Origin of the sequence: Pseudomonas sp. Tn43 (assembly GCF_014192635.1) — a bacterium.
In the GTDB taxonomy this organism is placed as follows: Bacteria; Pseudomonadota; Gammaproteobacteria; order Pseudomonadales; family Pseudomonadaceae; genus Aquipseudomonas.
The window spans coordinates 304,518-328,782 of record NZ_JACHYG010000001.1 but is presented as its reverse complement, the minus strand read 5'-3'; the positions used below and the strand labels follow the sequence as shown (position 1 = coordinate 328,782).

24 protein-coding genes are annotated in these 24,265 nt (G+C 59.8%); 11 read left to right on the top strand and 13 right to left on the bottom strand.

Annotation, left to right across the window (positions count from 1 at the left end; all coding sequences use genetic code 11):
• Positions 1 to 82: 82 nt before the first annotated feature.
• A complete protein-coding gene (locus FHW68_RS01400) occupies positions 83 to 652 on the top strand; it encodes a cytochrome b (RefSeq protein WP_183678276.1) in 570 nt (189 codons plus the stop codon).
• On the opposite strand, the gene FHW68_RS01395 is transcribed toward FHW68_RS01400, so the two are convergent.
• A complete protein-coding gene (locus FHW68_RS01395) occupies positions 636 to 1,742 on the bottom strand; it encodes a DNA alkylation repair protein (protein ID WP_183678274.1) in 1,107 nt (368 codons plus the stop codon). The genes FHW68_RS01400 and FHW68_RS01395 overlap by 17 nt on opposite strands.
• 135 nt (positions 1,743 to 1,877) lie before the next feature.
• Positions 1,878 to 3,686, bottom strand: a complete 1,809-nt coding sequence (locus tag FHW68_RS01390) for a monovalent cation:proton antiporter-2 (CPA2) family protein (protein WP_095632051.1) — start codon at positions 3,684 to 3,686, stop codon at positions 1,878 to 1,880.
• A gap of 246 nt (positions 3,687 to 3,932) precedes the next feature.
• Between FHW68_RS01390 and FHW68_RS01385 the strand changes: the two genes are divergently transcribed.
• On the top strand, positions 3,933 to 4,397 hold the full coding sequence (locus tag FHW68_RS01385) for a hypothetical protein (RefSeq protein ID WP_095632052.1): 465 nt from the start codon (positions 3,933 to 3,935) through the stop codon (positions 4,395 to 4,397).
• A 5-nt stretch (positions 4,398 to 4,402) separates the two neighbouring features.
• Here the strand turns inward: FHW68_RS01385 and FHW68_RS01380 are convergent, their stop codons facing one another.
• Positions 4,403 to 5,476, bottom strand: coding sequence for a sensor domain-containing diguanylate cyclase (locus FHW68_RS01380; RefSeq protein ID WP_095632053.1), 1,074 nt, complete (start codon positions 5,474 to 5,476; stop codon positions 4,403 to 4,405).
• 165 nt (positions 5,477 to 5,641) lie between these two features.
• Between FHW68_RS01380 and FHW68_RS01375 the strand changes: the two genes are divergently transcribed.
• Complete coding sequence (locus FHW68_RS01375) at positions 5,642 to 5,980, top strand: FKBP-type peptidyl-prolyl cis-trans isomerase (protein WP_095632054.1); 339 nt, start codon at positions 5,642 to 5,644, stop codon at positions 5,978 to 5,980.
• 278 nt (positions 5,981 to 6,258) lie between these two features.
• On the opposite strand, the gene FHW68_RS01370 is transcribed toward FHW68_RS01375, so the two are convergent.
• Complete coding sequence (locus FHW68_RS01370; protein ID WP_311654475.1) at positions 6,259 to 6,594, bottom strand: hypothetical protein; 336 nt, start codon at positions 6,592 to 6,594, stop codon at positions 6,259 to 6,261.
• A gap of 353 nt (positions 6,595 to 6,947) precedes the next feature.
• Between FHW68_RS01370 and dmeF the strand changes: the two genes are divergently transcribed.
• On the top strand, positions 6,948 to 7,871 hold the full coding sequence (gene dmeF / locus FHW68_RS01365) for a CDF family Co(II)/Ni(II) efflux transporter DmeF (protein ID WP_183678272.1): 924 nt from the start codon (positions 6,948 to 6,950) through the stop codon (positions 7,869 to 7,871).
• An 8-nt stretch (positions 7,872 to 7,879) separates the two neighbouring features.
• Here dmeF and FHW68_RS01360 read toward each other — a convergent pair whose 3' ends face one another.
• Complete coding sequence (locus FHW68_RS01360; protein WP_183678270.1) at positions 7,880 to 9,001, bottom strand: cytochrome P450; 1,122 nt, start codon at positions 8,999 to 9,001, stop codon at positions 7,880 to 7,882.
• An 81-nt stretch (positions 9,002 to 9,082) separates the two neighbouring features.
• Here FHW68_RS01360 and FHW68_RS01355 point away from each other — a divergent pair, with 81 nt between their 5' ends.
• Positions 9,083 to 9,847: a helix-turn-helix transcriptional regulator gene (locus FHW68_RS01355; protein WP_183678267.1), complete on the top strand. Its 765-nt coding sequence runs from the start codon at positions 9,083 to 9,085 to the stop codon at positions 9,845 to 9,847.
• On the opposite strand, the gene FHW68_RS01350 is transcribed toward FHW68_RS01355, so the two are convergent.
• Complete coding sequence (locus tag FHW68_RS01350; RefSeq protein WP_183678265.1) at positions 9,844 to 10,452, bottom strand: LysE family translocator; 609 nt, start codon at positions 10,450 to 10,452, stop codon at positions 9,844 to 9,846. The two genes, FHW68_RS01355 and FHW68_RS01350, sit on opposite strands and share 4 nt — an antisense overlap.
• 104 nt (positions 10,453 to 10,556) lie before the next feature.
• Here FHW68_RS01350 and FHW68_RS01345 point away from each other — a divergent pair, with 104 nt between their 5' ends.
• A complete protein-coding gene (locus FHW68_RS01345; protein WP_183678263.1) occupies positions 10,557 to 11,483 on the top strand; it encodes a LysR substrate-binding domain-containing protein in 927 nt (308 codons plus the stop codon).
• On the opposite strand, the gene FHW68_RS01340 is transcribed toward FHW68_RS01345, so the two are convergent.
• From FHW68_RS01340 to FHW68_RS01315, 6 genes are all read right to left on the bottom strand, one after another.
• Entirely contained in the window at positions 11,473 to 11,814 is a 342-nt protein-coding gene (locus FHW68_RS01340) for a hypothetical protein (RefSeq protein WP_095632059.1), read from the bottom strand. The two genes, FHW68_RS01345 and FHW68_RS01340, sit on opposite strands and share 11 nt — an antisense overlap.
• Positions 11,815 to 11,944: 130 nt before the next feature.
• Entirely contained in the window at positions 11,945 to 12,964 is a 1,020-nt protein-coding gene (locus FHW68_RS01335; protein ID WP_095632060.1) for a branched-chain amino acid aminotransferase, read from the bottom strand.
• Positions 12,965 to 13,200: 236 nt separating this feature from the next.
• Positions 13,201 to 14,583, bottom strand: coding sequence for a dihydrolipoyl dehydrogenase (gene lpdA, locus FHW68_RS01330; RefSeq protein ID WP_183678261.1), 1,383 nt, complete (start codon positions 14,581 to 14,583; stop codon positions 13,201 to 13,203).
• Between the two features lie 3 nt (positions 14,584 to 14,586).
• Positions 14,587 to 15,855 (bottom strand): dihydrolipoamide acetyltransferase family protein, encoded by a 1,269-nt coding sequence (locus FHW68_RS01325; protein WP_183678259.1) that lies wholly within the window; start codon positions 15,853 to 15,855, stop codon positions 14,587 to 14,589.
• The gene (locus FHW68_RS01320; protein WP_007895121.1) at positions 15,856 to 16,914 is read right to left on the bottom strand and encodes an alpha-ketoacid dehydrogenase subunit beta; all 1,059 of its coding nucleotides are present in this window, start codon (positions 16,912 to 16,914) and stop codon (positions 15,856 to 15,858) included.
• 1 nt (position 16,915) lies between these two features.
• Entirely contained in the window at positions 16,916 to 18,151 is a 1,236-nt protein-coding gene (locus FHW68_RS01315; protein WP_095632064.1) for a 3-methyl-2-oxobutanoate dehydrogenase (2-methylpropanoyl-transferring) subunit alpha, read from the bottom strand.
• A 185-nt stretch (positions 18,152 to 18,336) separates the two neighbouring features.
• On the opposite strand from FHW68_RS01315, the gene bkdR reads away from it, so the two are divergent.
• Positions 18,337 to 18,825, top strand: a complete 489-nt coding sequence (bkdR, locus tag FHW68_RS01310) for a Bkd operon transcriptional regulator BkdR (protein WP_017339472.1) — start codon at positions 18,337 to 18,339, stop codon at positions 18,823 to 18,825.
• Between the two features lie 118 nt (positions 18,826 to 18,943).
• Here bkdR and FHW68_RS01305 read toward each other — a convergent pair whose 3' ends face one another.
• Complete coding sequence (locus FHW68_RS01305) at positions 18,944 to 19,807, bottom strand: MBL fold metallo-hydrolase (RefSeq protein WP_183678257.1); 864 nt, start codon at positions 19,805 to 19,807, stop codon at positions 18,944 to 18,946.
• Between the two features lie 103 nt (positions 19,808 to 19,910).
• On the opposite strand from FHW68_RS01305, the gene FHW68_RS01300 reads away from it, so the two are divergent.
• From FHW68_RS01300 to FHW68_RS01285, 4 genes are all read left to right on the top strand, one after another.
• Positions 19,911 to 20,246 (top strand): helix-turn-helix transcriptional regulator, encoded by a 336-nt coding sequence (locus tag FHW68_RS01300; RefSeq protein ID WP_026331709.1) that lies wholly within the window; start codon positions 19,911 to 19,913, stop codon positions 20,244 to 20,246.
• Between the two features lie 238 nt (positions 20,247 to 20,484).
• Positions 20,485 to 21,729: an FAD/NAD(P)-binding oxidoreductase gene (locus tag FHW68_RS01295; RefSeq protein WP_183678255.1), complete on the top strand. Its 1,245-nt coding sequence runs from the start codon at positions 20,485 to 20,487 to the stop codon at positions 21,727 to 21,729.
• Positions 21,730 to 21,738: 9 nt separating this feature from the next.
• Entirely contained in the window at positions 21,739 to 22,545 is an 807-nt protein-coding gene (locus tag FHW68_RS01290) for a sulfite exporter TauE/SafE family protein (protein ID WP_183678253.1), read from the top strand.
• A gap of 209 nt (positions 22,546 to 22,754) precedes the next feature.
• Entirely contained in the window at positions 22,755 to 23,939 is a 1,185-nt protein-coding gene (locus tag FHW68_RS01285; protein ID WP_183678251.1) for a porin, read from the top strand.
• Positions 23,940 to 24,265: the final 326 nt, after the last annotated feature.

Genomic DNA, 24,265 nt, shown 5'->3' with positions numbered 1-24,265 from the left:
GTGACGCCGGTCGGTTCGACGAAACCGGATCCAGGCTGTACGAAATGAATCGGCAGCCGCCACCGATCTTCAAGAGGCTCTTATGACCCGAGATTCAGCGGTACACCGGTATGGAAAACTCTCGATCACCTTGCATTGGCTGATGCTGGCGCTGTTCGTCGGCGTTTATGGTTGCATCGAGATCAAAGGATTGCTGCCCCGTGGGCATGCCTTGCGGGGCCTGTTTCTGGGGCTGCACGGCGTATTCGGGTTGAGCATTTTTGCGCTGGTCTGGGTTCGCTTGTTCGGGCGTCTCACGCCCCGGCCACCGATTACCCCGACCCCGCCCACCTGGCAGACGGGCGTCTCGCACCTTATGCACTTGGCGCTGTACGGGCTGATGATCGCTACGCCGCTATTGGCCTGGTTGATGCTGGCCGCCGGGAACAAGCCGATGCCGTATTTCGGTTTTTTCCTGCCGGCGCCGGTTGCGGTTGATCCCGATCTGGCCAAGCAACTCAAGCATTGGCATGAATGGCTCGGCAGCGCTGGCTATTGGTTGATTGGTTTGCACGCAGCAGCGGGGTTGTTCCATCACTACTGGGTCCGCGATAACACGCTCACGCGCATGCTGCCGGGGGGCGTTGGTGTGGGCGTCAATGAGCGTCAGTGATAATCCGGAATTGGGTGCTGGCCAAGCGTTCGCCATTTACCAGAATGTGCACCGCGTGCTGGCCGGCATAGTGCCTGCGGGTGGTCAGTTCCTTGATGTGCTGACTGCGACTAATGGCTTCGCTGGCATTGTCGGACAGCGTGAGGGCTTTAAGTTTGAACACCTTTGCCGAGGTGCTGCCGTTGGCTTTGACATAATCGATAGCGTAATCGATCACCAATCGCTGACTGTCCGGGACCGTGGACTTCACTCTGAAAGACAGGGTGATTTTCTCACCCAGACGAATCACCGCCGGTTCGACCTTCACGTCAATGATTTCAACCTCGGGCTTGCCGCCCGCGCCAATGATTGCCAGCGCCCGCTTGTTACCTTGTTTGATCAAACTGCGCAGAGCGTGTCTGGCGATCCACGCCGTGTGTTTGTTGTCCAGCGACCAGCCCTCGATCAGCGCCAGCACCCACTCGGGATGATCCTTGGTGATGTCGTTGAGGTGGTTGGCCACGGACTTGCGCACGTAGAGGCTGTCGTCGGCCTTGAGGTTGTCGAGGATCGCAGCCGCCAGTGTCGGGTCGGCCTGGACCTGTTCCAGGCGGAACGACCATGGCAGGCGCGGTCGGCTGCCTTCGCTGGCCAGGCGCCGGACGTGTTCGTTTTCATCCAGCGACCAATCGTGCATCAGTTTGAGTGAACGTTCGAAATCACTGCGCAGGAAGTGCCGGATCGCGAATTCCGATGAGCCGAAGGCGGTGAAATATTTGAGTGCGTCCATCGACAGATCAAACGCGTGAGCGCCATAGGTCGCGACATAGTGCGGCAAAAACATACTGACGAAGGCGCTATTGAGGCGCGGGGCGAGGGCGCGCAGGACGTCGAGGGATTCTTCATAACCGAGTGGCAATATCGCGTGCAGGCATTCGCTGACGCGGGCCATGCGTTGCATGACTGACAATTCCGCCAGACCGGTTTTGGCCAGTTTCAGGAAAGCCTTGGCATCGAAGCCGGGGTAGACCGCAGTTATCTCGGTGGCGATGTGCACGAGGCGTTCGGCGTTGAAGATTTCCTTCAGGGCGGGGGAGGTCTGGTCTGCCATCGTGGATTCCTTGCCAGGTGATCGTTCCCACGCTCTGCATGGGAATGCATCCCGTGACGCTCTGCGTCACATTTCAAGAGCGGACGCAGAGCGTCCATGGCGGCATTCCCACGCGGAGCGTGGGAATGATCTGGATCAAACCTTACCCGCTTCCTCTTCCAACTGATCCGACTCAAACAGTTTTGCCAATTCCGCCCGCGCTTCCTGGGCAGTCTGCATCACTTTGGCCGCATCGTCATACACCGCGTGCTGGGCCTCCAGCACCTGTTCATCGTGATGGGTAAAGCGCTTGATCCGCGCATCTGCCTGGGCCTGTGTCAGGCCCAGGCCGACCAGGGTCCGCCGGGTCATTTCCAGGCTGGAGTAATAGGTTTCCCGCACCGCCTGCGCCCCGACATCCACCAACCGGTGCACATGTTGACGGTTACGCGCCCGGGCGATGATTTTGATGTGCGGATAGAGCTTGTGCACCACCTCGGCCGTCTTGATATTGGTCTCCGGATCATCGGTGGCGATCACGAAAAACTCCGCTTGCTCGACCTTGGCCGCGCTGAGGATTTCCGGGCGCATCGGGTCGCCGTAGAACACCGGCACGCCGCCGAAGCTGCGGGACAGTTCGATGGTTTCCACTGACGTGTCGAGGGCGACGAACTTGATGTTCTGCGCCCGCAGAATCCGCGCCACGATCTGCCCCATACGGCCCATGCCGGCGATCACTACGCGGGGTGTATCGGTGTCGATTTCACGGAATTTTTCCGGCACCACCACCGGTTGAACCTTGGGTTTGACCAGTCGTGCGCAGGCCAGCAGCAACAGCGGCGTCAACGCCATCGAGAGGGTGATGGTCAGCACCAGCAAGTCGTACAGACGCGGCTCGAACAAGCCCTGATCCCGACCGATCTTGAACACCACAAAGGCGAACTCACCACCGGCCGCCAGCACGATGCCGAGGCGAATCGCATTGACCTTGCCCAAACCTCCGGCCAATCGACCGACAACGAACAGCAGCGGCAACTTGATAGCGATCAGCAACAGGGTCAGCCCCAGCACCACGACCGGCGCACTGAGCAGCAAACTCAAATTGGCGCCCATGCCGACGCTGATGAAAAACAGCCCCAGCAGCAGGCCCTTGAACGGTTCGATCTGCGCCTCCAGCTCGTGGCGGTATTCGGAATCCGCCAGCAGCAAACCGGCGAGGAATGCGCCGAGGGCCATGGACACGCCGACCAGGTCCATCAACCACGCTGTACCAATCACCACCAGCAATGCGGTGGCGGTGGACACCTCCGGCAGACCGGTTTTGGCCACCACGCGAAACACCGGTCGCAGCAAGTACCGTCCGCCAATCACCACCACCGCGATACTGCCCAGTACCCGCAAGCCATGGTTCAAATCTTCGGCGGCACTGCTGGTGTGATCGCCGCCTGCCAGCAGCGGCACCATCGCAATCAGCGGGATCGCGGCGATGTCCTGGAACAGCAAAATCGCGAACGCCAACCGCCCATGGGGGCTGGTCAGTTCCTTGCGCTCGGCCAGGCTTTGCAAACCAAATGCGGTGGACGACAGCGCCAGGCCCAGACCTAACACGATGGCACTGTTCAGGGATTGGCCGAACACAAACAACGCCAGCACACCAATCACCGAACCGGTCAGCAACACCTGCGCCAGGCCCACGCCGAACACCGATTTGCGCATCACCCACAAGCGTCGTGGCGACAGCTCAAGGCCGATGATGAACAGCAGCAACACCACCCCGAGTTCGGAAATGTGGCTGACGCTTTGCGGGTTGCCGATCAACCCCAGCACCGACGGCCCGATGATCACTCCGGCGAACAGATAACCCAACACTGCCCCCAACTGCAGGCGCTTGGCCAAGGGGACGGTGAGTACCGCCGCGAATAAAAAGACGACAGCGGCTTGCAACAGGTTGCCTTCGTGGGGCATGTGAAACTCCAAAAACTCGATACGGCGGGAGCGCACAGAATAAAGGCTGGAGCCGGATGCGTCAGCTATGAACGTACAACGTTATTAGCTGACACACCGTTATAGCGAGCAGGCTGAACTGGCCTAATGATTTTTGGACACTACAAGCCGTTTGAAACATTCAGCCACGGCGGCCTGATTGATATTGTCCACCGTTCGAGTAAAACGCCTAGGGTATTTGATTGACTGGAAGTCAGGAGCGCCCCGTTGGAAAAGAAGCCCCTCTACCGCAAGATCAACACTCGTACCAGGGGTGTTCGGCTGAATGATTACTCGGGTGAGTACCGGTATCAGCGCCATACCAAAGCCGAAATCCATAGTGAGTCATCACGCGGTTCGATGCATGGAACCCGCCGGCACGGCCTGGATTACACACCGTTGTTCCGATTCCTGTTGTCTCACGTTGGTGGACAGTGGGATGAGGTTTTCAGCGAAGCGGTGGCTCGCCTGGATCGACCTGAGCCGGTGTTCTGGATGGTTGCCCTGCATGAAAAGGACAGGCAGGAGCAGGTTCGGCTGGGGGAGTCGAGCTATTTCAGCGGTTTGTATGTCGATGATCAGGGCTGTTTGCAGATCGTCAATCCTGAACTGACGGCTGAATACATGACCCCTTACTGCTCTTGTTGCACCCACACCTTTAACGGTGTTCCATTTGGCCAACGCAACGAGTGAATGGGTCAGTCGACCCGGCTAGGGCTTGCTACCTGACCGCCCAACCGATACTGATTATTCCCACTGCGCTTGGCCTCATACATCGCGAGATCGGCAATGTGAATCAACCGGTCCATGCTCGGCGCATGGTCCGGGAACACCGCCACACCCAGGCTGCTACCGATATGGCGCTGGTCGTTGCCGATAGTCACCGGCGGTGCGAGTTCGATGAAGATTTTCTGGCAGATGCTCCGGGCTTCGTCTTGCAGGCTGTTGCCTTGGGGAAGGCCTTGCAGAATGACCACGAATTCGTCGCCACCGATCCGCGCGACGGTGTCGGTTGAACGCAGGATTTTCTTCAGGCGTGTGGCGGTTGTGATCAGTACGCGGTCGCCGGCCGCATGGCCATAGAGGTCGTTGATCGCCTTGAACCCATTGAGGTCGACAAACACCAGTGCCACCCGCGTGGCGCTGAGGCGGGCCTGTGCCAGGGCATCGGACAGGCGTTCTTCGAGCACCAGGCGATTGGGCAGGCCGGTGAGCGGGTCGTAATGGGCCAAGTGTTGCAGGTAACTGGCGGAGGCCTTTTCTTCGGTGATGTCGCGCACCACGCCCATCATCTTGATCGTGGCGTCATGGTCGTTCTTGACCACATTGCCGGTTTCCCGCAGCCAGCGGATGCTGCCATCCGGCCAGACCACGCGGTATTCCTCATCGTGGTTTTCACCAGTTTCCAGGCAACGCAATTCGCCGGCGCGGACCTTGCCCCGGTCGTCCGGGTGCACGCAGGCGCAAAACAGTGCGTAGGAGGGCGTCACTTCGCCGATCTTGAACCCGAACATGCCATAGATCGCGTCCGACCAGTAGAGCTTGTCAGTATCAACCTCCCAGTCCCAGGTGCCGATGCGGGCGAAGTACTGGCTGCGTTTGAAGCGTTCGGCGTCGCCTTCCTGGTGGATGCTTTGTCCCTCGGTGAGGCTGTCGATCAGCGCACGGCACTCGGCCAACTGCTTTTGCAACGAACGATCGCGCCAGATCAGCGCGATAATCAGGGTAACGGTCAGAGAGCCGATGGCAGCGCTGGTCCAGACGGAATTCATTCAGGAATCGCGATCATGGTGAATCGAACCGTAGGAGGAGGTGGCGGGTATATTAGTTCACCGCCACTGCCAGATACAGAGCGAAACGGTTGCCAATTGCCTGCATTTCTGGGAAAACGGCGCCCATGAAGCTTGTTCGGGCAGACGCACACTAGAGTGAATGTAATGAATGATGAACTGCAGATAATCGATCTTGAAGTGGGCGACGGCAAAGCCGCCGTCAAAGGCGCGCTGATCACTACTCAATATCGAGGTTGGCTGGAAGACGGTACTGAATTCGATTCTTCCTACAGCCGAGGAAAACCTTTTCAGTGTGTGATTGGTACCGGGCGGGTAATCAAGGGCTGGGATCAGGGAATCATGGGCATGCAGGTCGGCGGCAAACGCAAACTGCTGGTGCCGGCGCATCTGGCGTATGGCGAGCGGTCGATGGGCGCGATTACACCGAACTCGAACCTGATTTTCGAGATTGAATTGCTGGAAGTGCTGACGCGGGATGATTGATTGGCGCGTGGGCTGAAATGACAAGACCCGCTGTCTCTGTGAGGAGGCAGCGGGTTTTTGCTATCTGTGACGGGGGGGCTTGTTGTGGTGAGGGGGCTTGCTGTGGCGAGGGGGCTTGCCCCCGTTGGGTTGCGCAGCGACCCCAAAACCTGTGCATGCGGTGCATCAGGTAAATCTCCGCTCGCCAGTTTTGCGGCTGCTGCGCACCCGAACGGGGGCAAGCCCCCTCGCCACAGCGTTCGGCTCGCGGAAAAAGTGTTCTTTTGCTAAACGGCAAGTCAGGTGAATACCTCAATATCATCGAGGGTGTCCGCCACAGTCCCTTCCAGTGAGGGGAATTTTTCCTTCACCTTTTCAAGAGCGGGGAGTACAGCACCCAAATCCAGAGCACCCTGTCTGCGGGCTATGTGACCGAGTGCGGTAATGGCAGCGGCTGCAACCGATTCGGATTCACTCTCGAGGTACTTCAGGCAGGTGTTCTGAGCCCAGGTTTTGTCTTGCTCATTCAGGCCGATGGAAATCAATGCGGCTGCAACGCTGGTTTCTACGTCGCTAGCTAGAAGCGTTGTCGCTTCCTCGTGGCTCATTGTTGGATCTTGGTAGAGAAGGCTCACTTTTTAACTCCCTGAATGTTGCCTTTGTGATCGGTTTCCTGCCTCGAACCATCGAGAATATTTGCTACCCCAAAAGATCGCAGCCTGCGGCAGCTCCTACGGATTTGTATACGGCTTCGATTCCACGGGTGTACCCGGTCGGCATAGGAGCTGCCGAAGGCTTCGATCTTTTGATCTTTGGGTGGCAGTTGGATCAGCACCTTAAGCCCTGACGCAAAGCGATGTCACTTGTTGCGGTAGCCGGAGTTTGCGTTGTTTGTCAGACTGCTATCGCGAGCAGGCTTGCTCCCACAGGAATTTGTGTCGATCACGAATGCTGTGTACGGGAAGACTTCGAAATGGAGGCCACCGCCATGACCCTGAAACCACAGGCTTCGCACTTTGCCCACGACCACCTGTTTCTAGGCGCCGCCCACGATGACAATGCCCGCCGCACGTTGTGGGTGGTGGCGCTGACGTTTGTGATGATGATTGGCGAAATTGCCGCCGGTTACATCACCGGCTCCATGGCACTGCTGGCGGACGGTTTTCATATGGCGACCCACGCCGGGGCCTTGGGCATTGCCGCGCTGGCTTACGGTTTTGCCAGGCGACATGCCAACAATTCGCGCTTCAGCTTCGGTACCGGCAAGGTCGGGGACTTGGCAGGATTTACTTCAGCCATCGTACTGGGCCTGGTGTCGCTCGGCATTGCCGGCGAATCCATCGTGCGACTGTTTCAGCCAACCACGGTGGCCTTCACCGAAGCGACGATGATTGCGGTGGTGGGGCTGGCAGTGAACATCGTCAGTGCGTTTCTGTTGTCGGGCAATCATGGACATCGCAGCCATGATCATCACGACCACAGCCACCATCACCATCACGACAACAACCTGCGTTCGGCGTATCTACATGTACTGGCCGACGCGCTGACCTCGGTGCTGGCCATCGTGGCTTTGTTGGCTGGGCGCTACCTGGGCTGGGTCTGGCTCGATCCGGTAATGGGAATCGTCGGCGCCATTGTGATCGCGAAATGGGCCTATGGCTTGATGCGTGACAGCGCCGGCGTGTTACTCGACACCACCGATGAGCACGTCGCCGCCGAAATTCGTGCGCTGCTCGAGTCGACGGGCGATGTTCGCATCAGTGACCTTCACGTCTGGCACGTCGGCCCTCAGGCGCGGGCCGCGATTGTCAGCGTCGTGGCCGTGGCAGGTGTCAATGCCGACGCCATTCGCGAACGTCTGGCACCGGTTCATGAGTTGTCTCACCTGACGGTCGAGCATCGCCACGCTTGAGCTGTCCTTCAGGCAAAAAGCGGAATACGCCCGTTCAGGGAAGGGCGGTAGCGCCAGGTCAAACGGTCCAGCGCGGGTTTCAGGGTCAGGATTTTTCTCAGTGTCGCACTGGCAATGCTAATGGCCAGCACCTGTCCCGGACATTGATGCCGGCCCGCGCCGAACGTGAAGCTGCGACGGTTCGGGCGGTCGAGCAAAAACCCATCGGGATCATCATTGAGCTGCGGATCGCGATTGGCCGAGGCCAGTAGCACCAGAATAACGTCGCCGGCGTTCAGGCTCACGCCATCGATTTCACACGGCGCGGCGACGAAGCGGCGGGTGTTTTGCACTGACGGGTCGAAGCGCTGGACTTCAGCGATCAAGTCATCAACGATCACGTCATCAACTTGAGCCGAATCCAACTGTGGGTTTCGAATCAACGCCAGTAGCGCATTACCGATCAGCCCGGCTGTGGCTTCATAGGTTTGGGAGAACAATCCGATCAGGTTGGCGATCAAGCTTTCAGAATCGATCGATGTCACCGCGAAACGCTGCCGGATACCGGCGAGCAAGGCGCTTCGATTGTTCGGGTCGTCCAGAAGCTCGATGAAATAACCCTTCAGCTGTTCCGCCGCGACATGGGCGGTGTCCAGCTGTGCCTGATCGCTGAGAGGCGACAGGCAGGCGACGAAGTCTGCGGTCAGCTCGCTGATGGCCCGGCCCTGAGCCGGAGAAAACCCCAGCAATGCCGCTACCACGCAGACCGGCCCGCGAAACATCGCCGCGTACAACCCGTCGGGGCCCGGGGTAATCAATCGAGCGCCGACCAACGCATTGACCTCATTCACGTCAATCAACGCCAGCCCCGGCTCAATCGCCGCCCTCGGGCAGCGCTGCCGCTCACCTTCATTCATCCGCATCAACTGACCGAACACCTTGCCGGCCATGCCTTGAGCAATCGCCTGGGGCACCGGTTCATGAGAAGGCCGCACATGACAGTCCGGATGCGTCAGTACGGCGGCGACGGCCTGAGCGCTGCTGGCGACCCACAGTTTCAGTCCTTGATGAAAAACCAGCCCACCCTCGGCGCGCAGTTGCGCGTAGTAAGGGTAGGGATCGGCGTGAGTCGCAGCGATGATCGGGTTCATGGGTCGCAGCCTTATCGGTGGTTGAAAAGTGTTGCTACTATCTCCAGTCCGAAAGGGCCTTGATTCGTCCGGGAGCGAAATATGAACGCAGAACAACACGACATCGGCGTCTCTCAAGTGGCTGCCGCCATCGCGGAACCTGCCCGAACGAAAATCCTCTGTTCGCTGATGGACGGCCACGCCCGCACCAGCACCGAACTGGCGGCGGTTGCCGAAGTCAGCGCCTCGACCGCCAGTGCTCACCTGGCCAAGCTCAAGGAACTGGCGCTGGTGCGTTTGCATGTTCAAGGCCGTCACCGCTATTACAGCCTCGCGGACAAGCGCGTGGCCCAGGCGCTGGAAGCGCTGATGGTGATCGGCCAGAACGCCGCGCCGACGTTCAACCCGCGCACCCCCGACCGCCTGCAATTCGCCCGCACCTGCTACGACCATATGGCCGGCACGTTGGCGGTGTTGTTGCATGACCGGATGATCGAAGCGGGGTGGTTGCTGGAAACCGATCAGCAGGTTTATCAACTGAGTGCCAGCGGCGTAGCGTCGTTCGAAGCATTGGGCATGGACGTCAAAAACCTCGGCACCTTGCGCCGCCGCTTCGCCTGTCCATGCCTGGACTGGAGCATGCGTCGGCCGCACCTGGGCGGCGCCTTGGGTGCGGCATTGCTGCAAACGGCGATCAAGCGCAAATGGGTGACGCAGGATCTGGACAGTCGGGCGCTGGCGTTGACGGCGCCGGGGCGCAAGGAACTCAGTAGTCGGTTCGCCATGGAGCTGCCGGTTCAGGCTGCGATAGCACAACCTGCGTCCACCGAGACCCCACGCCGCGCGATCGCCAGCCCTGTGGCTTAACGACTCGACGAGGCCATGAGCACGCCAAAGCCGGCGAAGGTCACGCCGGAGACTTTCGCCGCCAGCCAGGAACCCTTCGGGCTCGACAACCAGCCTTTGGCGGCGTTGGCGAGCAAGGCATAGCTGCCATGCACCAGAATCACCAGTACTCCGTAGGAAGCGACCAGTTTGATGAACTGGGTGTAGAAATGCGCCGAGGTGTCGATGAATTGCGGGAACACCGCCAGAAAGAAAAACACCGCCTTGGGGTTCAATAGCTGCATTGAAGCCGCTTCAAGGAAGCGATAGCCAGGGCTTGAAGCGCGGGTTTCAAGCAACGTGCTCAAACGATCCGAGCGCCAGCTTTTGTAGCCCAGGTACAACAGATAGGCGGCCCCTGCGTATTTCAACGCGGTAAAGGCGTTCGCGGAGGTGCTGAGTATCAGGCCGACACTGGTGGCGCTGATGGCGGCGACGACAAACGCCCCCGACGCGATCCCCAGAATGCCCGGCACCGCCCCGGTCCAACCGTGTTGCACCGCGTTGGACAGGGTCAGGACCACGCCTGGCCCCGGGCTCAAAATGGTCAGGGTGGCGAAAAGTACAAAGAGTCCATAGCTGTTCATGTCTTGCTCCGTCGGTGGCGCTGGCTGCGTGTTGGCAGGTTGGCGTGATGAGACGAGCGTGACAAACGCTTTAATTAAAGCGCATAGGTGACTAAATTAGACCCATGAAAAATCAACTACCGCCGCTTAATGCTGTTCGCGCCTTCGCCGTTGCTGCTCGTCATCAGAGCTTCAGGCTGGCTGCCGAAGAGCTGCATGTCAGCCACAGTGCCGTCAGTCGGCACATCAAATTGCTTGAGGACTATTTGGGCGTGCTGCTGTTCGAGCGGCGCATCCGTCAATCGGTGCTGACGCCGGCCGGCCAGCGCTTTTATGAACAGGTCAGCGCAGGGCTGTCGCAGATCGCCAATGCCGCGACTGCGCTCAAGCAACAGGCCGCGCTGCCGACCGTGAAAATCAATGTCCGTCCGTCTTTTGCTGTGCTTTGGCTGACGCCCAGGCTGGCGGATTTCATTGCGCAGCACCCAGGCATCAAGCCGCAGGTGATCACTCAAACCCAGGCACCCGATCAGGCACGCGACGGATTCGATGTCGTCATTCGCCGGGGTCGTGACGACTGGGCTCCGGCGATTGAGGCTCGACCGCTCTTCGAAGACGAACTGTTACTGGTCGCGGCGCCCTCGCTGATCGAGCGTCTGCCCCTTGAAGACCTCACTTCGCTGAGCCGGCACACGTTGCTGACCGCCAAGGCGCGTCGCGAAGACTGGCACCATTGGGCGATGCACTTTGGTCAAAGTCTGTCAGCCACTCAGGTCACCCGGCAGTTCGATCACATGCACCTGGTGCTTCAGGCCGCCGTGGAGGGGCAGGGCATTGCCTTGTGCCCGACCTCTTTGCTGGGCACCCATCTTTTGAGTGGGCAGTTGATCTGCCCATTGCCCGAGTTGCGCGTGCCGTTGCCGCGTTATTACTACGGTGTTGCGCCAGATGTGACGGCGCAGACACGGGTGTTTGTTGAATGGATGTTTGCCCGGATTGCTCAGGATGAGCTGCGTTGGCAAACACCTCGTTCGGTGACTGCTACGCCCTGAAGTCCCAGACTATTTCCACCACTCGTACTGCCAGGATCATGTAAACCAGAAACAGAATGATCTGGAACGCCGTGTGATACGGCAACCGGGACAGCCGACGCAGGCCGTCGCTGATATTGAGCAGCATCAGCACCGCTGACATCAGGATCAAGCCCCAACCGGCGAGGCTCGAGGTGAGAACCCCCATGAACAAGTACTGATCGCTGTGCAACGCGTTGGTGCCCGCCGCGAACAGCAGGGCGCACACCAGCAGGTTCTTGATGTTGTCGAATACTTGCGCGGTGAAGTCGGTGTCCAGCAAGGCCAGATACTTTCGCCAGAGTTTTCCCATGGTTTTAATGACACCCGTTGATCACTGTTGGACGTGGCAAGTTTACTGACCTTTTCCACGATTCGCGGACGAAAAAAAGCCCGGCCTTCAATGTGATGGCCGGGCTTTTATGTTCAAGCGGACAGTCGCGTCAAACTTTGACGATCCAGCCTGCTGGCGCTTCGACGTCGCCGGTCTGTACACCGGTCAGCTCTTTGTAGAGCTTCTGGGTGATTGGGCCGACTTCGGTTTCGCTGTGGAACACGTGCAATTTGTCGTTGTAGCTGATGCCACCGATTGGCGTGATCACCGCGGCCGTACCGCAAGCACCGGCTTCCTTGAAGTCGGACAGTTTGTCGATGAACACGTCACCTTCGACTACTTCCAGGCCCAGACGGGTTTTGGCCAGTTCGATCAACGACAGACGAGTGATGCCCGGCAACACCGAAGGGGAATTGGGGGTGACGAACTTGTTGTCGTGGGTGATCCCGAAGAAGTTGGCCGAGCCGACTTCCTCGATTTTGGTGTGGGTCAGCGGGTCCAGGTAGATGGCGTCGGCAAAATGCGCCTTCTTGGCCTGGGAACCCGGCATCAGGCTGGCGGCATAGTTGCCACCGACCTTGGCCGCGCCGGTGCCTTGCGGGGCGGCGCGGTCGTAGCTGGAGATCAGGAAGTTGTGCGGGGTCAAGCCGCCCTTGAAGTAGGCGCCGACCGGGATGCAGAAGATCGAGAAGATGAACTCGGGCGCGGTGCGCACACCGATGTTGTCACCCACGCCGATCACGAACGGACGCAGGTACAACGCGCCGCCGGTGCCGTAAGGCGGGATGAAACGCTCGTTGGCGCGAACCACTTCCTTGCACGCTTCGATGAACTGCTCGGTGGACACCTGCGGCATCAGCAGGCGTGCGCAGCTGCGTTGCATGCGTGCGGCGTTCTGGTCCGGGCGGAACAGGTTGATCGAACCGTCCTTGCAGCGGTAGGCCTTCAGGCCTTCGAAGCACTGCTGGCCATAGTGAAGGGCAGTCGAGCCTTCGCTGATATGCAGCACGTTGTCTTCGGTCAGGGTGCCTTTGTCCCACTCGCCATTACGCCAGTGCGACAGATAGCGCTTGTCTGTCTTGATGTAGTCAAAACCCAGCTTGTCCCAATTGATGCTCTCGTTACCCATGACACCCTCTATCACTTAACAACCGCCGAAACGGTTCAAGGCTTCTGACATTTTTCTGGATGGGGACAACAATACTTCATTCCGGGCCCATTTCGCAGCCCGCAATTCGTTCCTTTGATCGTTCCCACGCTCTGCGTGGGAATGCAGCCCGGGACGCTCCGCGTCCCTAAAGCGGATGCGGAGCGTCCCTTGAGGCATTCCCACGCAGAGCGTGGGAACGATCAGTGAGATCCGGTTTATAGATGTAGCGCATGCCCCAACGCACGCAACGCCGCTTCCTGCACCGCTTCACCCAGCGTCGGATGGGCGTGGATGGTGCCGGCGATGTCTTCCAGGCGAGCGCCCATTTCCAGGCTCTGGCCAAATGCTGTCGACAACTCCGACACGCCCACACCCACCGCCTGCCAACCAACAATCACATGGTTGTCCCGCCGCGCCACGACCCGCACGAAGCCGCTTCTCGACTCCAGCGTCATCGCCCGGCCATTGGCGGCGAACGGGAAGCTGGAAACAATGCAGTCCAGCCCCGCCGCCTTGGCTTCGTCCGGGGTCTTGCCGACCACCACCAGTTCCGGGTCGGTGAAGCACACGGCGGCGATGGCGGTCGGGTTGAATTCGCGGTGTTTGCCGCTGATCAGCTCGGCGACCATCTCACCCTGAGCCATGGCCCGGTGCGCAAGCATCGGTTCGCCGCTCAAGTCGCCGATGGCGTAGACGTTGCGCATGCTGGTCTGGCAGCGGTTGTCGATCTTGATCGCTGAACCGTTCATGTCCAGGTTCAAGGCTTCAAGGTTCCAGCCTTGAGTGTTGGGTTTGCGACCGACGGCTACCAGTACCTGATCGGTTTTCAGGTTCAGGCTATCGCCGCTCGGGTCAATCACTTGCAATGTATTGTTAACAGAATCAAAGCCTTGAACGCTATGTTTCAAGTAAAGCTTCACATCCAGTTGCTTGAGTGCCTCATGCACTGGATGGGTCAGTTCAGCATCGTAGGCTGGCAGGATGCGATCCTGCGCCTCGACCACGCTGACCTCGGCGCCGAGTTTGCGATAGGCAATCCCCAGCTCCAGACCGATGTAACCGCCGCCGACCACAATCAGCCGTTTTGGCACGGACGTCGGCGCGAGGGCTTCGGTGGAAGAGATGATCGGCCCGCCAATCGGCAGCATCGGCAGGTTCACGCTTTTCGAACCGGTGGCCAGCACCAGGTGCTCACACTGAATGCGCGTGTCGCCGACTTCGACGGTTTTGCCGTCAATCACTTTGGCCCAGCCTCGAATGACCTGAACCTTGTGCTTCTTCAGCAGCGCCGAAACGCCGGTGGTCAGGCGATCAACGATGCCGTCTTTCCAGTCGACGCTCTTGCCGATGTCCAGGGTCGGTGCCGATACGCTGATGCCCAGCGCCGAGTGCTGGCTGTGATGTTGCGTCTGATGGAACTGTTCGGCGACGTGAATCAACGCCTTCGACGGAATGCAGCCGATGTTCAGGCAGGTGCCGCCCAACGATTCGCCTTCCACCAGAATGGTCGAAATGCCCAGTTGGCCGGCACGGATTGCCGTCACATAACCGCCAGGGCCGCCGCCGATGATCAGCAGCGTGGTGTTCAAAGTCTGCATCTCTTACTCCACAAACAAGGTGGCGGGTTGTTCGAGCAAACCACGGATGGCCTGGATGAATTGCGCCGCGTCCATGCCATCGACCACGCGGTGATCGAAGGAGCTGGAGAGGTTCATCATCTTGCGAATCACGATCTGGCCTTTGACGACCATCGGCCGTTCGACGATTTTGTTCACACCGACGATCGCCACTTCCGGCAGGTTCAACACCGGCGTACTGACGATGCCGCCCAGGGCGCCGAGGCTGGTCAGGGTGATGGTCGAACCGGACAACTCATCGCGACTGGCCTTGCCAGTGCGCGCGGCGGTGGCCAGACGGGAGATTTCCGCAGCGCTGTCCCACAGGCTGCGGGTTTCGGCATGACGCACCACCGGCACCATCAAACCGATGTCGGCTTGGGTGGCGACGCCCACATGCACGGCGCCGAGGCGGGTGATGACTTGGGCTTCGTCGTCGTAACGGGCGTTGATCTGCGGGAAGTCGCGCAAGGCCACGACCAACGCGCGGACCAGGAACGGCAGCAAGGTCAGCTTGCCGCGAGTCGCACCGTGTTTTTCATTCAGGTGTGCGCGCAGTTCTTCCACGGCGGTGACGTCGATTTCTTCGACGTAACTGAAGTGGGCGGCACGCTGAGTGGCATCCTGCATGCGCTGGGCGATCTTGCGGCGCATGCCGATTACCGGAATTTGCTCTTCATCGTTACGCTGGGCGTACGCGGCGGTGGCGGTCGATGCATTCGACTGACCCTGGGCCAAATAGGCTTCGAGGTCTTCGTGCAGAATCCGACCGGCAGGGCCGCTGCCACGCACCAGACGCAATTGAATGCCGAGGTCCAGCGCATGTTTGCGCACGGCCGGGGAGGCCAGTGGGCGTTCATCGGCTTCACGAGCAACCATAGGGCCTTGGCACGCGGCGGCCGGGCGAGGCGCCGCAACCGGTTTGCTCTCAACAACGGCTTCAACTTTCGGCGCTGCAGCGGGTGCTTCTTTAACCGCAGCTGGTTGAGCCGACTCTTTAACGTTGCCCGCGCCTTCGACTTCGATGCTGATCAGGATGCTGCCCACCGCCATGACTTCGCCAGGCTGGCCACCCAAGGCAATCACCTTGCCATGCACCGGGGACGGGATGTCGACCATCGCCTTGTCGGTCATGACATCGGCCAGCACCTGATCTTCGACGACCATGTCACCGACCTTGACGTGCCACTGAGACAGTTCAACTTCTGCAATGCCTTCGCCAATGTCCGGCATTTTAATAACGTGCGTGCCCATTCAGACCTCCATGACCCGATGCAAAGCCGCGCCCACACGGGACGGCCCAGGGAAATACGCCCACTCTTGCGCGTGCGGGTAAGGCGTGTCCCAACCGGTGACGCGCTCGATCGGCGCTTCCAGGTAGTGGAAGCAATGCTCTTGCACCAGGGCGACCAGTTCGGCGCCGAAGCCGCAAGTACGGGTCGCTTCGTGAACGATCACGCAACGGCCGGTTTTCTTCACCGACTTGACGATGGTGTCCAGGTCCAATGGCCACAGGCTGCGCAGGTCGATGACCTCGGCGTCGATACCGGTTTCTTCAGCGGCCACTTGCGACACATAAACGGTGGTGCCGTAGGTCAGGATGGTCACGTCCTTGCCCGGACGGGCAATGGCAGCGACGTCCAGCGGCACGGTGTAGTAACCGTCCGGCACTTGTGCGGCGGGGTGTTTCGACCAAGGGGTTACCGGACGGTCGTGATGGCCGTCGAACGGGCCGTTGTACAGGCGCTTGGGCTCAAGAAAGATCACCGGGTCATCGTTTTCGATAGAGGCAATCAGCAGGCCCTTGGCGTCGTAAGGGTTGGACGGCATGACGGTACGCAAACCGCAGACCTGGGTGAACATCGCCTCGATGCTCTGGCTGTGGGTCTGGCCGCCATAGATACCACCGCCGCAGGGCATGCGCAGGGTCATCGGTGCAGTGAACTCGCCGGCCGAGCGATAACGCAGGCGCGCGGCTTCGGAAATGATCTGGTCCGACGCCGGGTACACGTAATCGGCGAACTGGATCTCGGCCACCGGCCGCAAACCGTAGGCGCCCATGCCCACGGCAACGCCGACGATGCCGCTTTCGGAGATCGGTGCGTCGAATACGCGGGAGGTGCCGTACTTGTTCTGCAGGCCTTCGGTGCAACGGAACACGCCGCCGAAGTAGCCCACGTCCTGGCCGAACACCACGACGTTGTCGTCACGCTCAAGCATCACATCCATGGCCGAGCGCAGGGCCTGGATCATGGTCATGGTGGTCGTGGTCATGGCGGTTTCCAACTCGATTTTGTTGTTGTGATCGTTCATGTCAGATCCCCAACTCTTGGCGCTGGCGCTTCAAGTGCTCCGGCATCTCTTTGTAGACGTCTTCGAACATGGTCGCGGCGCTCGGAATCTGGCCGCCGGCGAGGGTGCCGTACTGTTCGGCTTCTTTTTGCGCGGCAATCACTTCGGCTTCCAGCTCGGCGCTGACCGCGGTGTGTTCCTCTTCAGACCACTGACCGATTTTGATCAGGTGCTGCTTGAGACGCGCAATCGGGTCGCCCAACGGGAAGTGGCTCCAGTCGTCGGCAGGACGGTATTTGGACGGATCATCGGACGTCGAGTGCGGGCCGGCGCGGTAGGTGACCCATTCGATCATGGTCGGGCCGAGGTTGCGGCGGGCGCGTTCGGCGGCCCAGGAAGAGGCGGCGTACACCGCGACAAAATCGTTGCCATCGACCCGCAGGGAAGCAATGCCGCAACCGACACCGCGACCGGCGAAAGTGGTGGCTTCACCACCGGCGATCGCCTGGAACGTCGAGATCGCCCACTGATTGTTGACCACGTTGAGAATCACCGGCGCACGGTAGACGTGGGCGAAGGTGAGGGCCGTGTGGAAGTCCGATTCAGCGGTAGCGCCGTCGCCAATCCAGGCCGAGGCGATTTTGGTATCGCCCTTGATCGCCGAGGCCATGCCCCAGCCCACGCCCTGAACGAATTGGGTGGCCAGGTTGCCGGAGATGGTGAAGAAGCCGGCGTCCTTGACCGAGTACATGATCGGCAACTGACGGCCCTTGAGCGGGTCGCGCTCGTTGGACAGCAGTTGGCAGATCAGGTCCACCAGCGGCACGTCGCGGGCCATCAGGATGCTTTGTTGACGGTAGGTGGGGAAGCACATGTCGTCGATGTTCAAGGCCAGGGCCTGGGCGCTGCCGATGGCTTCTTCGCCAAGGCTTTGCATGTAGAACGACATTTTTTTCTGACGCTGGGCGACCACCATGCGGTTGTCGAAAATTCGCGTCTTGAGCATGGCGCGCATGCCTTTACGCAGGATCTCGACCGGCACGCCTTCAGCCCATGGGCCGAGGGCATTGCCCTGATCGTCGAGCACGCGAATCAGGCCTTTGGCCAGATCAGCCGTGTCGGCCGGTTCAACGTCGATTGGGGGTTTGTGCACTAAGCCTGCGTCAGTCAGATGCAGGTAGGAGAAGTCGGTTTTGCAGCCGGGGCGGCCCGAAGGTTCGGGAACGTGCAGGCGCAGCGGTTCATACGCTTGGTTCATGGCTTCTACGCTCGATCTTGTGAATTTCTTGTAGTGAGCTGGCAGTCATTCTTCGGTAAAAGAATTCTTGTCCTACAACAATCATAGGCCGGGCCCAGAAGAATATTTCTCTGTGTTTCGTTGCGTCCGAGGTTATTTAAGGATAAAAATTCTGCATAAACCTAAAAAACAGGTGGTTTTGTCTCATGCGCAAACTGGACCGTACCGACATCGGCATTCTCAACAGCCTTCAGGAGAACGCGCGCATCACCAACGCCGACCTCGCGCGCTCGGTTAACCTGTCGCCGACGCCGTGCTTCAACCGGGTCAAGGCGATGGAAGAATTGGGACTGATCCGTGAGCAAGTGACCCTGCTGGATGCCGACTTGCTGGGGCTGCATGTGAATGTGTTCATTCACGTCAGCCTGGAAAAACAGGTGGAGGAGGCGCTGCAGCATTTCGAAGAGGCGATCTCGGATCGCCCGGAAGTGATGGAGTGTTATTTGATGGCCGGCGACCCGGATTACCTGATCCGCGTGCTGGTGCCGACCATTCAGTCGCTGGAGCGCTTCATGATGGACTTTTTGACCAAGGTGCCGGGGGTGGCGAACATCCGTTCCAGCTTTGCGCTCAAGCAGGTGCGGTATAAAACGGCGTTGCCATTGCCGGCGAATGGGTTGACGTTGGCTAATTGATCGTTCCCACGCTCCGCGTGGGAATGCATCCCGTGACGCTCTGCGTCACATTCGGAAGCGGAACGCGGAGCGTCCCTGGCGGCATTCCCACGCGGAGCGTGGGAACAATCGAATGGGTTTACAGCTTGTTAATCGGGATCTTCAGGTAAGTCACGCCATTGTCTTCCGCCGGCGGCAAATTCCCCGCCCGCACATTCACCTGAATCGCCGGCAGCAACAGCGTCGGCATGCCCAACCCGGCATCGCGCCGGGTGCGCATGGCGACGAAGGTGGCCTCATCAATGCCGTCATGAATATGGATGTTGTTTTTGCGCTGCTCGCCAACCGTGCTCTGGCACTGGTGTTCGCGGCCGGCCGGCGGGTAATCGTGGCAAACATAAAGACGCACGCTGGCGGGGAAGGCCAGCAGTTTGTGGATCGAGGCAAACATCTGGTTAGCATTGCCGCCCGGGAAGTCGCAGCGTGCGGTGCCGACGTCCGGCATGAACAACGTATCGCCCACCAGAATCACATCGCCGTCGATCAGATAGGCCATGTCCGCCGGGGTATGCCCGGGCACATGCAGGGCCGTGGCCTTGAGGTTGCCGATCCGGAATGACTCGTCCGGGGCAAACAAATGATCGAACTGTGAACCATCGACGCTGAATTCCGGTTCAAGGTTGAACAGCGTCTTGAACACGTCCTGAACCTTGCTGATCGACTCACCGATTGCAATCTTGCCCCCCAATTCCCGACGCAGATACGGCGCGGCCGACAGGTGATCGGCATGGGCGTGGGTTTCCAGCAGCCACTGCACCTGTAACTGATGCTCGCGCACGAAGGCGATGATCTTGTCGGCCTGGACGGTTGCGGTGCGACCGGCGGCGGGGTCGTAATCCAGCACCGGGTCGACAATCGCGCAGTGCCCGCCATCGTGTTCGTAGATCACGTAGCTGTAGGTCGATGAGGCGGGGTCGAGGAAGGCTTCAATCAACGCAAACATGGCAGGAACCTGTGGAAAGGGACGGGAGGGCAATAACCGGTTGCAACACTTTATGTTTAAACATAATGTCCGCAGCTTAAGTGACGTCGAAGGCATCCTGCAAATGCAATCCAGTCTGACCGAATGTGAAGTCGCCCAGCTCCGGGCCTCGGCCTCCAAGGCCTGTGCGCTGCTCAAGGCTTTGGCCAATGAGGACCGCTTGCTGATTCTCTGCCAATTGACCCAGGGCGAGCGCAACGTCGGCGAACTGGAAAAAATGACCGGCGTGCGCCAGCCCACTCTGTCCCAACAGCTGGGCATCCTGCGCGACGAGGGATTGGTCGCCACCCGTCGTGAAGGCAAGTACATATTCTATGGTTTAGCCAGTCATGAAGTGATTCAGGTAATGAAGACGCTGTCCGGCCTGTATTGCGGGGCGGTGCTGAAAAGCTGGGGCTGAACCTGATGCCAAGCGCAATCCCATGTGGGAGCGGGCTTTTGTGGCGAGGGGGCTTGCCCCCGTTGGGTCGCGAAGCGACCCCGGCATTTCAAAGTCAAACCGCATTTAATGGGTTTACGACTGCTTCGCAGCCGAACGGGGGCAAGCCCCCTCGCCACAGCCCGCTCCCACATGGATTGCGCTTAACTGGCATCAGGACTGAACCCTGAGCCATGCGTGCAATAACAAGGAATGAATGATGAACGATCAACACTGGGGCCCATCCATCAGTGCCGACATCGTGGTAATAGGCGGCGGGACTGCCGGCATTGGCCTGGTGGCCAGCCTGCTGAAACGCGATCCAGGCTTGAACATCACCGTCATCGAACCCGACAGCCAGCATTACTACCAACCGGCGTGGACGCTGGTGGGCGGCGGTGCTTACGCGGTGAAAAACACCGTGCGCCCGATGGCCTCGGTGATGCCGCGCCAAGCCACCTGGCTGCAGGCAGCCGTGACGGAGATCGCCCCGGACAGCAAACAGCTGACCCTCGACGATGGTCGCACTATCGGTTACCAGAACCTCGTGGTCTGCCCCGGTTTGCGCCTGGCCTGGGAGAAAATCGAAGGCTTGCAGGACACCCTCGGCCAGAATGGCGTGACCTCCAATTACAGCTATCGGCATGCGGCCTACACTTGGGAACTGGTCCGGGGATTGCGCGGCGGCAAAGCCATCTTCACTCAGCCAGCGGTACCGATCAAATGCGCCGGTGCGCCGCAGAAAGCCTTGTACCTGTCTTGCGATCACTGGCGCAAAACCGGTGTTTTGGGCAAGTTCGACGTGGAGTTCAATCTGGCCGGTGCTGCGTTGTTCGGCGTGGCGACATTTGTGCCGCCGCTCATGAAGTACATCGAAAAGTACAACGCCCGGCTTGCCTTCAATTCCAATCTGATCAAAGTTCACGGGCCATCGAAAACCGCCTGGTTCGAGGTCAAGGACGCTGCAGGTGCCGTGACCGTAGAAGAAAAAACCTTCGACCTGCTGCACGTCGTGCCGCCTCAGGTCTCGCCGGATTTCATCCGCCAAAGCCCGTTGGCCGACGCCGCTGGCTGGTGCGAAGTGAACCCGCACAGCCTGCAACATGTGCACTATCCGGATGTCTTCGCGCTGGGCGATGTCTGTTCCACCAGCAACGCGAAAACGGCCGCCGCCGTGCGCAAGCAGATCGTGGTGGTGGCGCAAAACCTGCTGGCCCTGCGCAAGCAACAGCCGTTGCCACTCAAGTACGACGGCTACGGTTCGTGCCCGCTGACGGTGGAAAAGGGCAAAGTGATTCTCGCCGAGTTCGGTTACGCCGGTAAGTTGTTGCCGACCTTTCCCCTCGACCCGACCGTGCCGCGTCGTTCGGCCTGGTTTCTCAAGGCGACCCTGCTGCCGTGGTTCTACTGGAATGGCTTGCTCAAGGGCCGTGAATGGCTGACCCGTCTGTCCAAGGTTGACTGAGAGAACCCTATGTTGCTGGCCAGTTTTTTCGGCGTTGTCATGGGCCTGGTGCTGGGTTTGACCGGGGCCGGTGGCGGTATTCTTGCGGTGCCGGCCCTGGTGCTGGGTTTGGGTCTGACCATGACCCAAGCGGCGCCCGTCGCCTTGTTCGCGGTGGGCAGTGCGGCGGCGATCGGTGCGATCGACGGTTTGCGTCATGGCCTGGTGCGCTATCGCGCCGCGTTGTTGATTGCACTGCTGGGCGCGGTGTTTTCGCCGGTGGGTATCTTTCTCGCCCATCAGTTGCCTGAAAAAATCTTGATGGTCCTGTTCAGCCTGCTAATGGTCATGGTGGCCTGGCGGATGCTGCGCCGGGAAAAGCCCGACAATGGCCCGAGCGACCACGGGCATGCCAACTGGGGCCAGAAGAATTGCATGCTCGATCAGCAGACCGGGCGTTTTTCCTGGACAGCCAAATGCACCGCGACCCTGGCCGCACTCGGTGCGGTGACAGGTGTGGTCTCCGGGCTGCTCGGGGTCGGTGGCGGCTTTCTGATAGTGCCGGCGTTCAAGCAACTGACCGATGTGCAGATGCGCGGCATCGTCGCCACGTCGTTGATGGTGATCAGCCTGATCTCGGTGATCGGCGTGATCGGTGCGTTTCATGCCGGGGTGCGGATCAATGGTTTGGGCGGGTCGTTCATTGTCGCCAGCATCCTCGGGATGATCCTCGGTCGAAAACTCTGCGCGCGGGTGCCGGCCCGAGGGTTGCAGATGGGCTTTGCCAGCGTCTGCGTGGTAATCGCCGTTTACATGCTGTTTAGAGCGCTCGCCTAGCCGGCACCGGTTCCTGTGGACGCCAGTCGGGTCCACAGGCGTACACCCTAAGTTCCGGGTCTGTCCGGCGGGCGGTCTTACACCGAACTTGCCGCGCACCACTCGCCAATCCAAAGCAGCTGACAACCGCCTCCAAGGCAGCGTATGACGCCGCCGGTCAGCTTTCGATAATCGCCTCCGACATCAAGTCCCCCGTTGCGGAGCGCGTCATGCACAACAATAAGAATTTCAAGCATCGTTTCTTGCCAGCCCTCATCGCCAGCGTGTCGTCCCTTGGCCTGAGCTCAATGGCCGAAGCCGAGATCATGCTGTACGACAAGGACCAAACCACGTTCTCCACGGATGGCTACATCAACGCCTTCTATGTGAACAGCGATGTGGACCGGGCCGGCGAGCAGTACGACCGGCGCCAGGCGCGGGTGAAGATGGGATTTCTGCCCAACTACCTGGGCTTCAACATGGGCAAGCAGGTCGATGATCTTAAACTCGGCGCCCGCGCCTCGTTCTGGGTGACCATCAACGACAGCGAAACCAACGGCACCGACACCGCCATCGACGTGCGTCAGTTCTACGGCACGGTGGCCAACCCAGAATGGGGCGAGGTGCTGGTCGGCAAGGACTTCGGTCTGTTTGCCCGCTCCAACATCCTGCTCGACGAATTGCTTGCCGGCTATGGCCAGGTCAGCGATACCTTGGGCCTGGTGGACGGCGGCGGGGTGTCGTTCGGCAACATCGGCAGCGGTTATCCGTACCCGTTCCCGACGTCGCAGATCACCTATCGCACCCCGGTGATGGACGGCTTGCGGGTGGCGGTCGGGATCATGGACCCGGTCGATACCAACGACAGCAGCGCGACGGGCAAGGCCTATCAGGAGAACCCGCGCACCGAGAGCGAGATCACCTATCAGTTCGACCTTGGTGGGGCGAAGATTTACAGCTGGCTCAACGGCAGCTACCAGACGTCGGACAATACTGATTCCAGCGTCGAATCCGTCACCTCCAAAGGCGTCGGTTACGGGGTGCAGGCGAAGATGGGCGGGCTGTCGTTGACCGGTTCCGGTTTCCAGGCCAAGGGCATCAACCCGTTCTTCACCAACAACGCCGGCGAGCCGACCCTGCGCAATGTCGACAGCGACGGTTACCTGTTGCAGGGCTCCTACAAACTGGGCAAAAACCGCCTGGCCCTGTCTTACGGCAAGACCGAGGACGACGGCAACGGCGTGGTCGGCAGCGGCGCTGATTACGAGACCCGTGGCATTGCGCTGTTCCATGACGTCAATGACAACTTAAAGCTGGTGGCCGAGTACAACCAGTTCGAAATCAATGGCCACGACACCACCGCCCAGAATGAAGACACCGATACGTTTGCGGTGGGGGCGGTGTTGACCTGGTAACCGGCTGAACCACTGTGGCGTGGAAGCTTGCCTGTGTGCCAAGGCTGCCTATGTGCCAGGGGCTACCTGTGTGCCACGGGCTGCCTATGTGCCACGGGCTGCCTGTGGCGAGGGGGCTTGCCCCCGTTGGGTCGCGAAGCGACCCCCGATTCTGGTCGCGCATCGGCCAGCATTCGGGGGACTGCTGCGCAGTCCAACGGGGGCAAGCCCCCTCGCCACACAAGCTCCAGCCACACAAGCTCCAGCCACACAAGCTCCAGCCACACAAGCTCCAGCCACACAAGCTCCAGCCACACAAGCTCCAGCCACACAAGCTCCAGCCACGC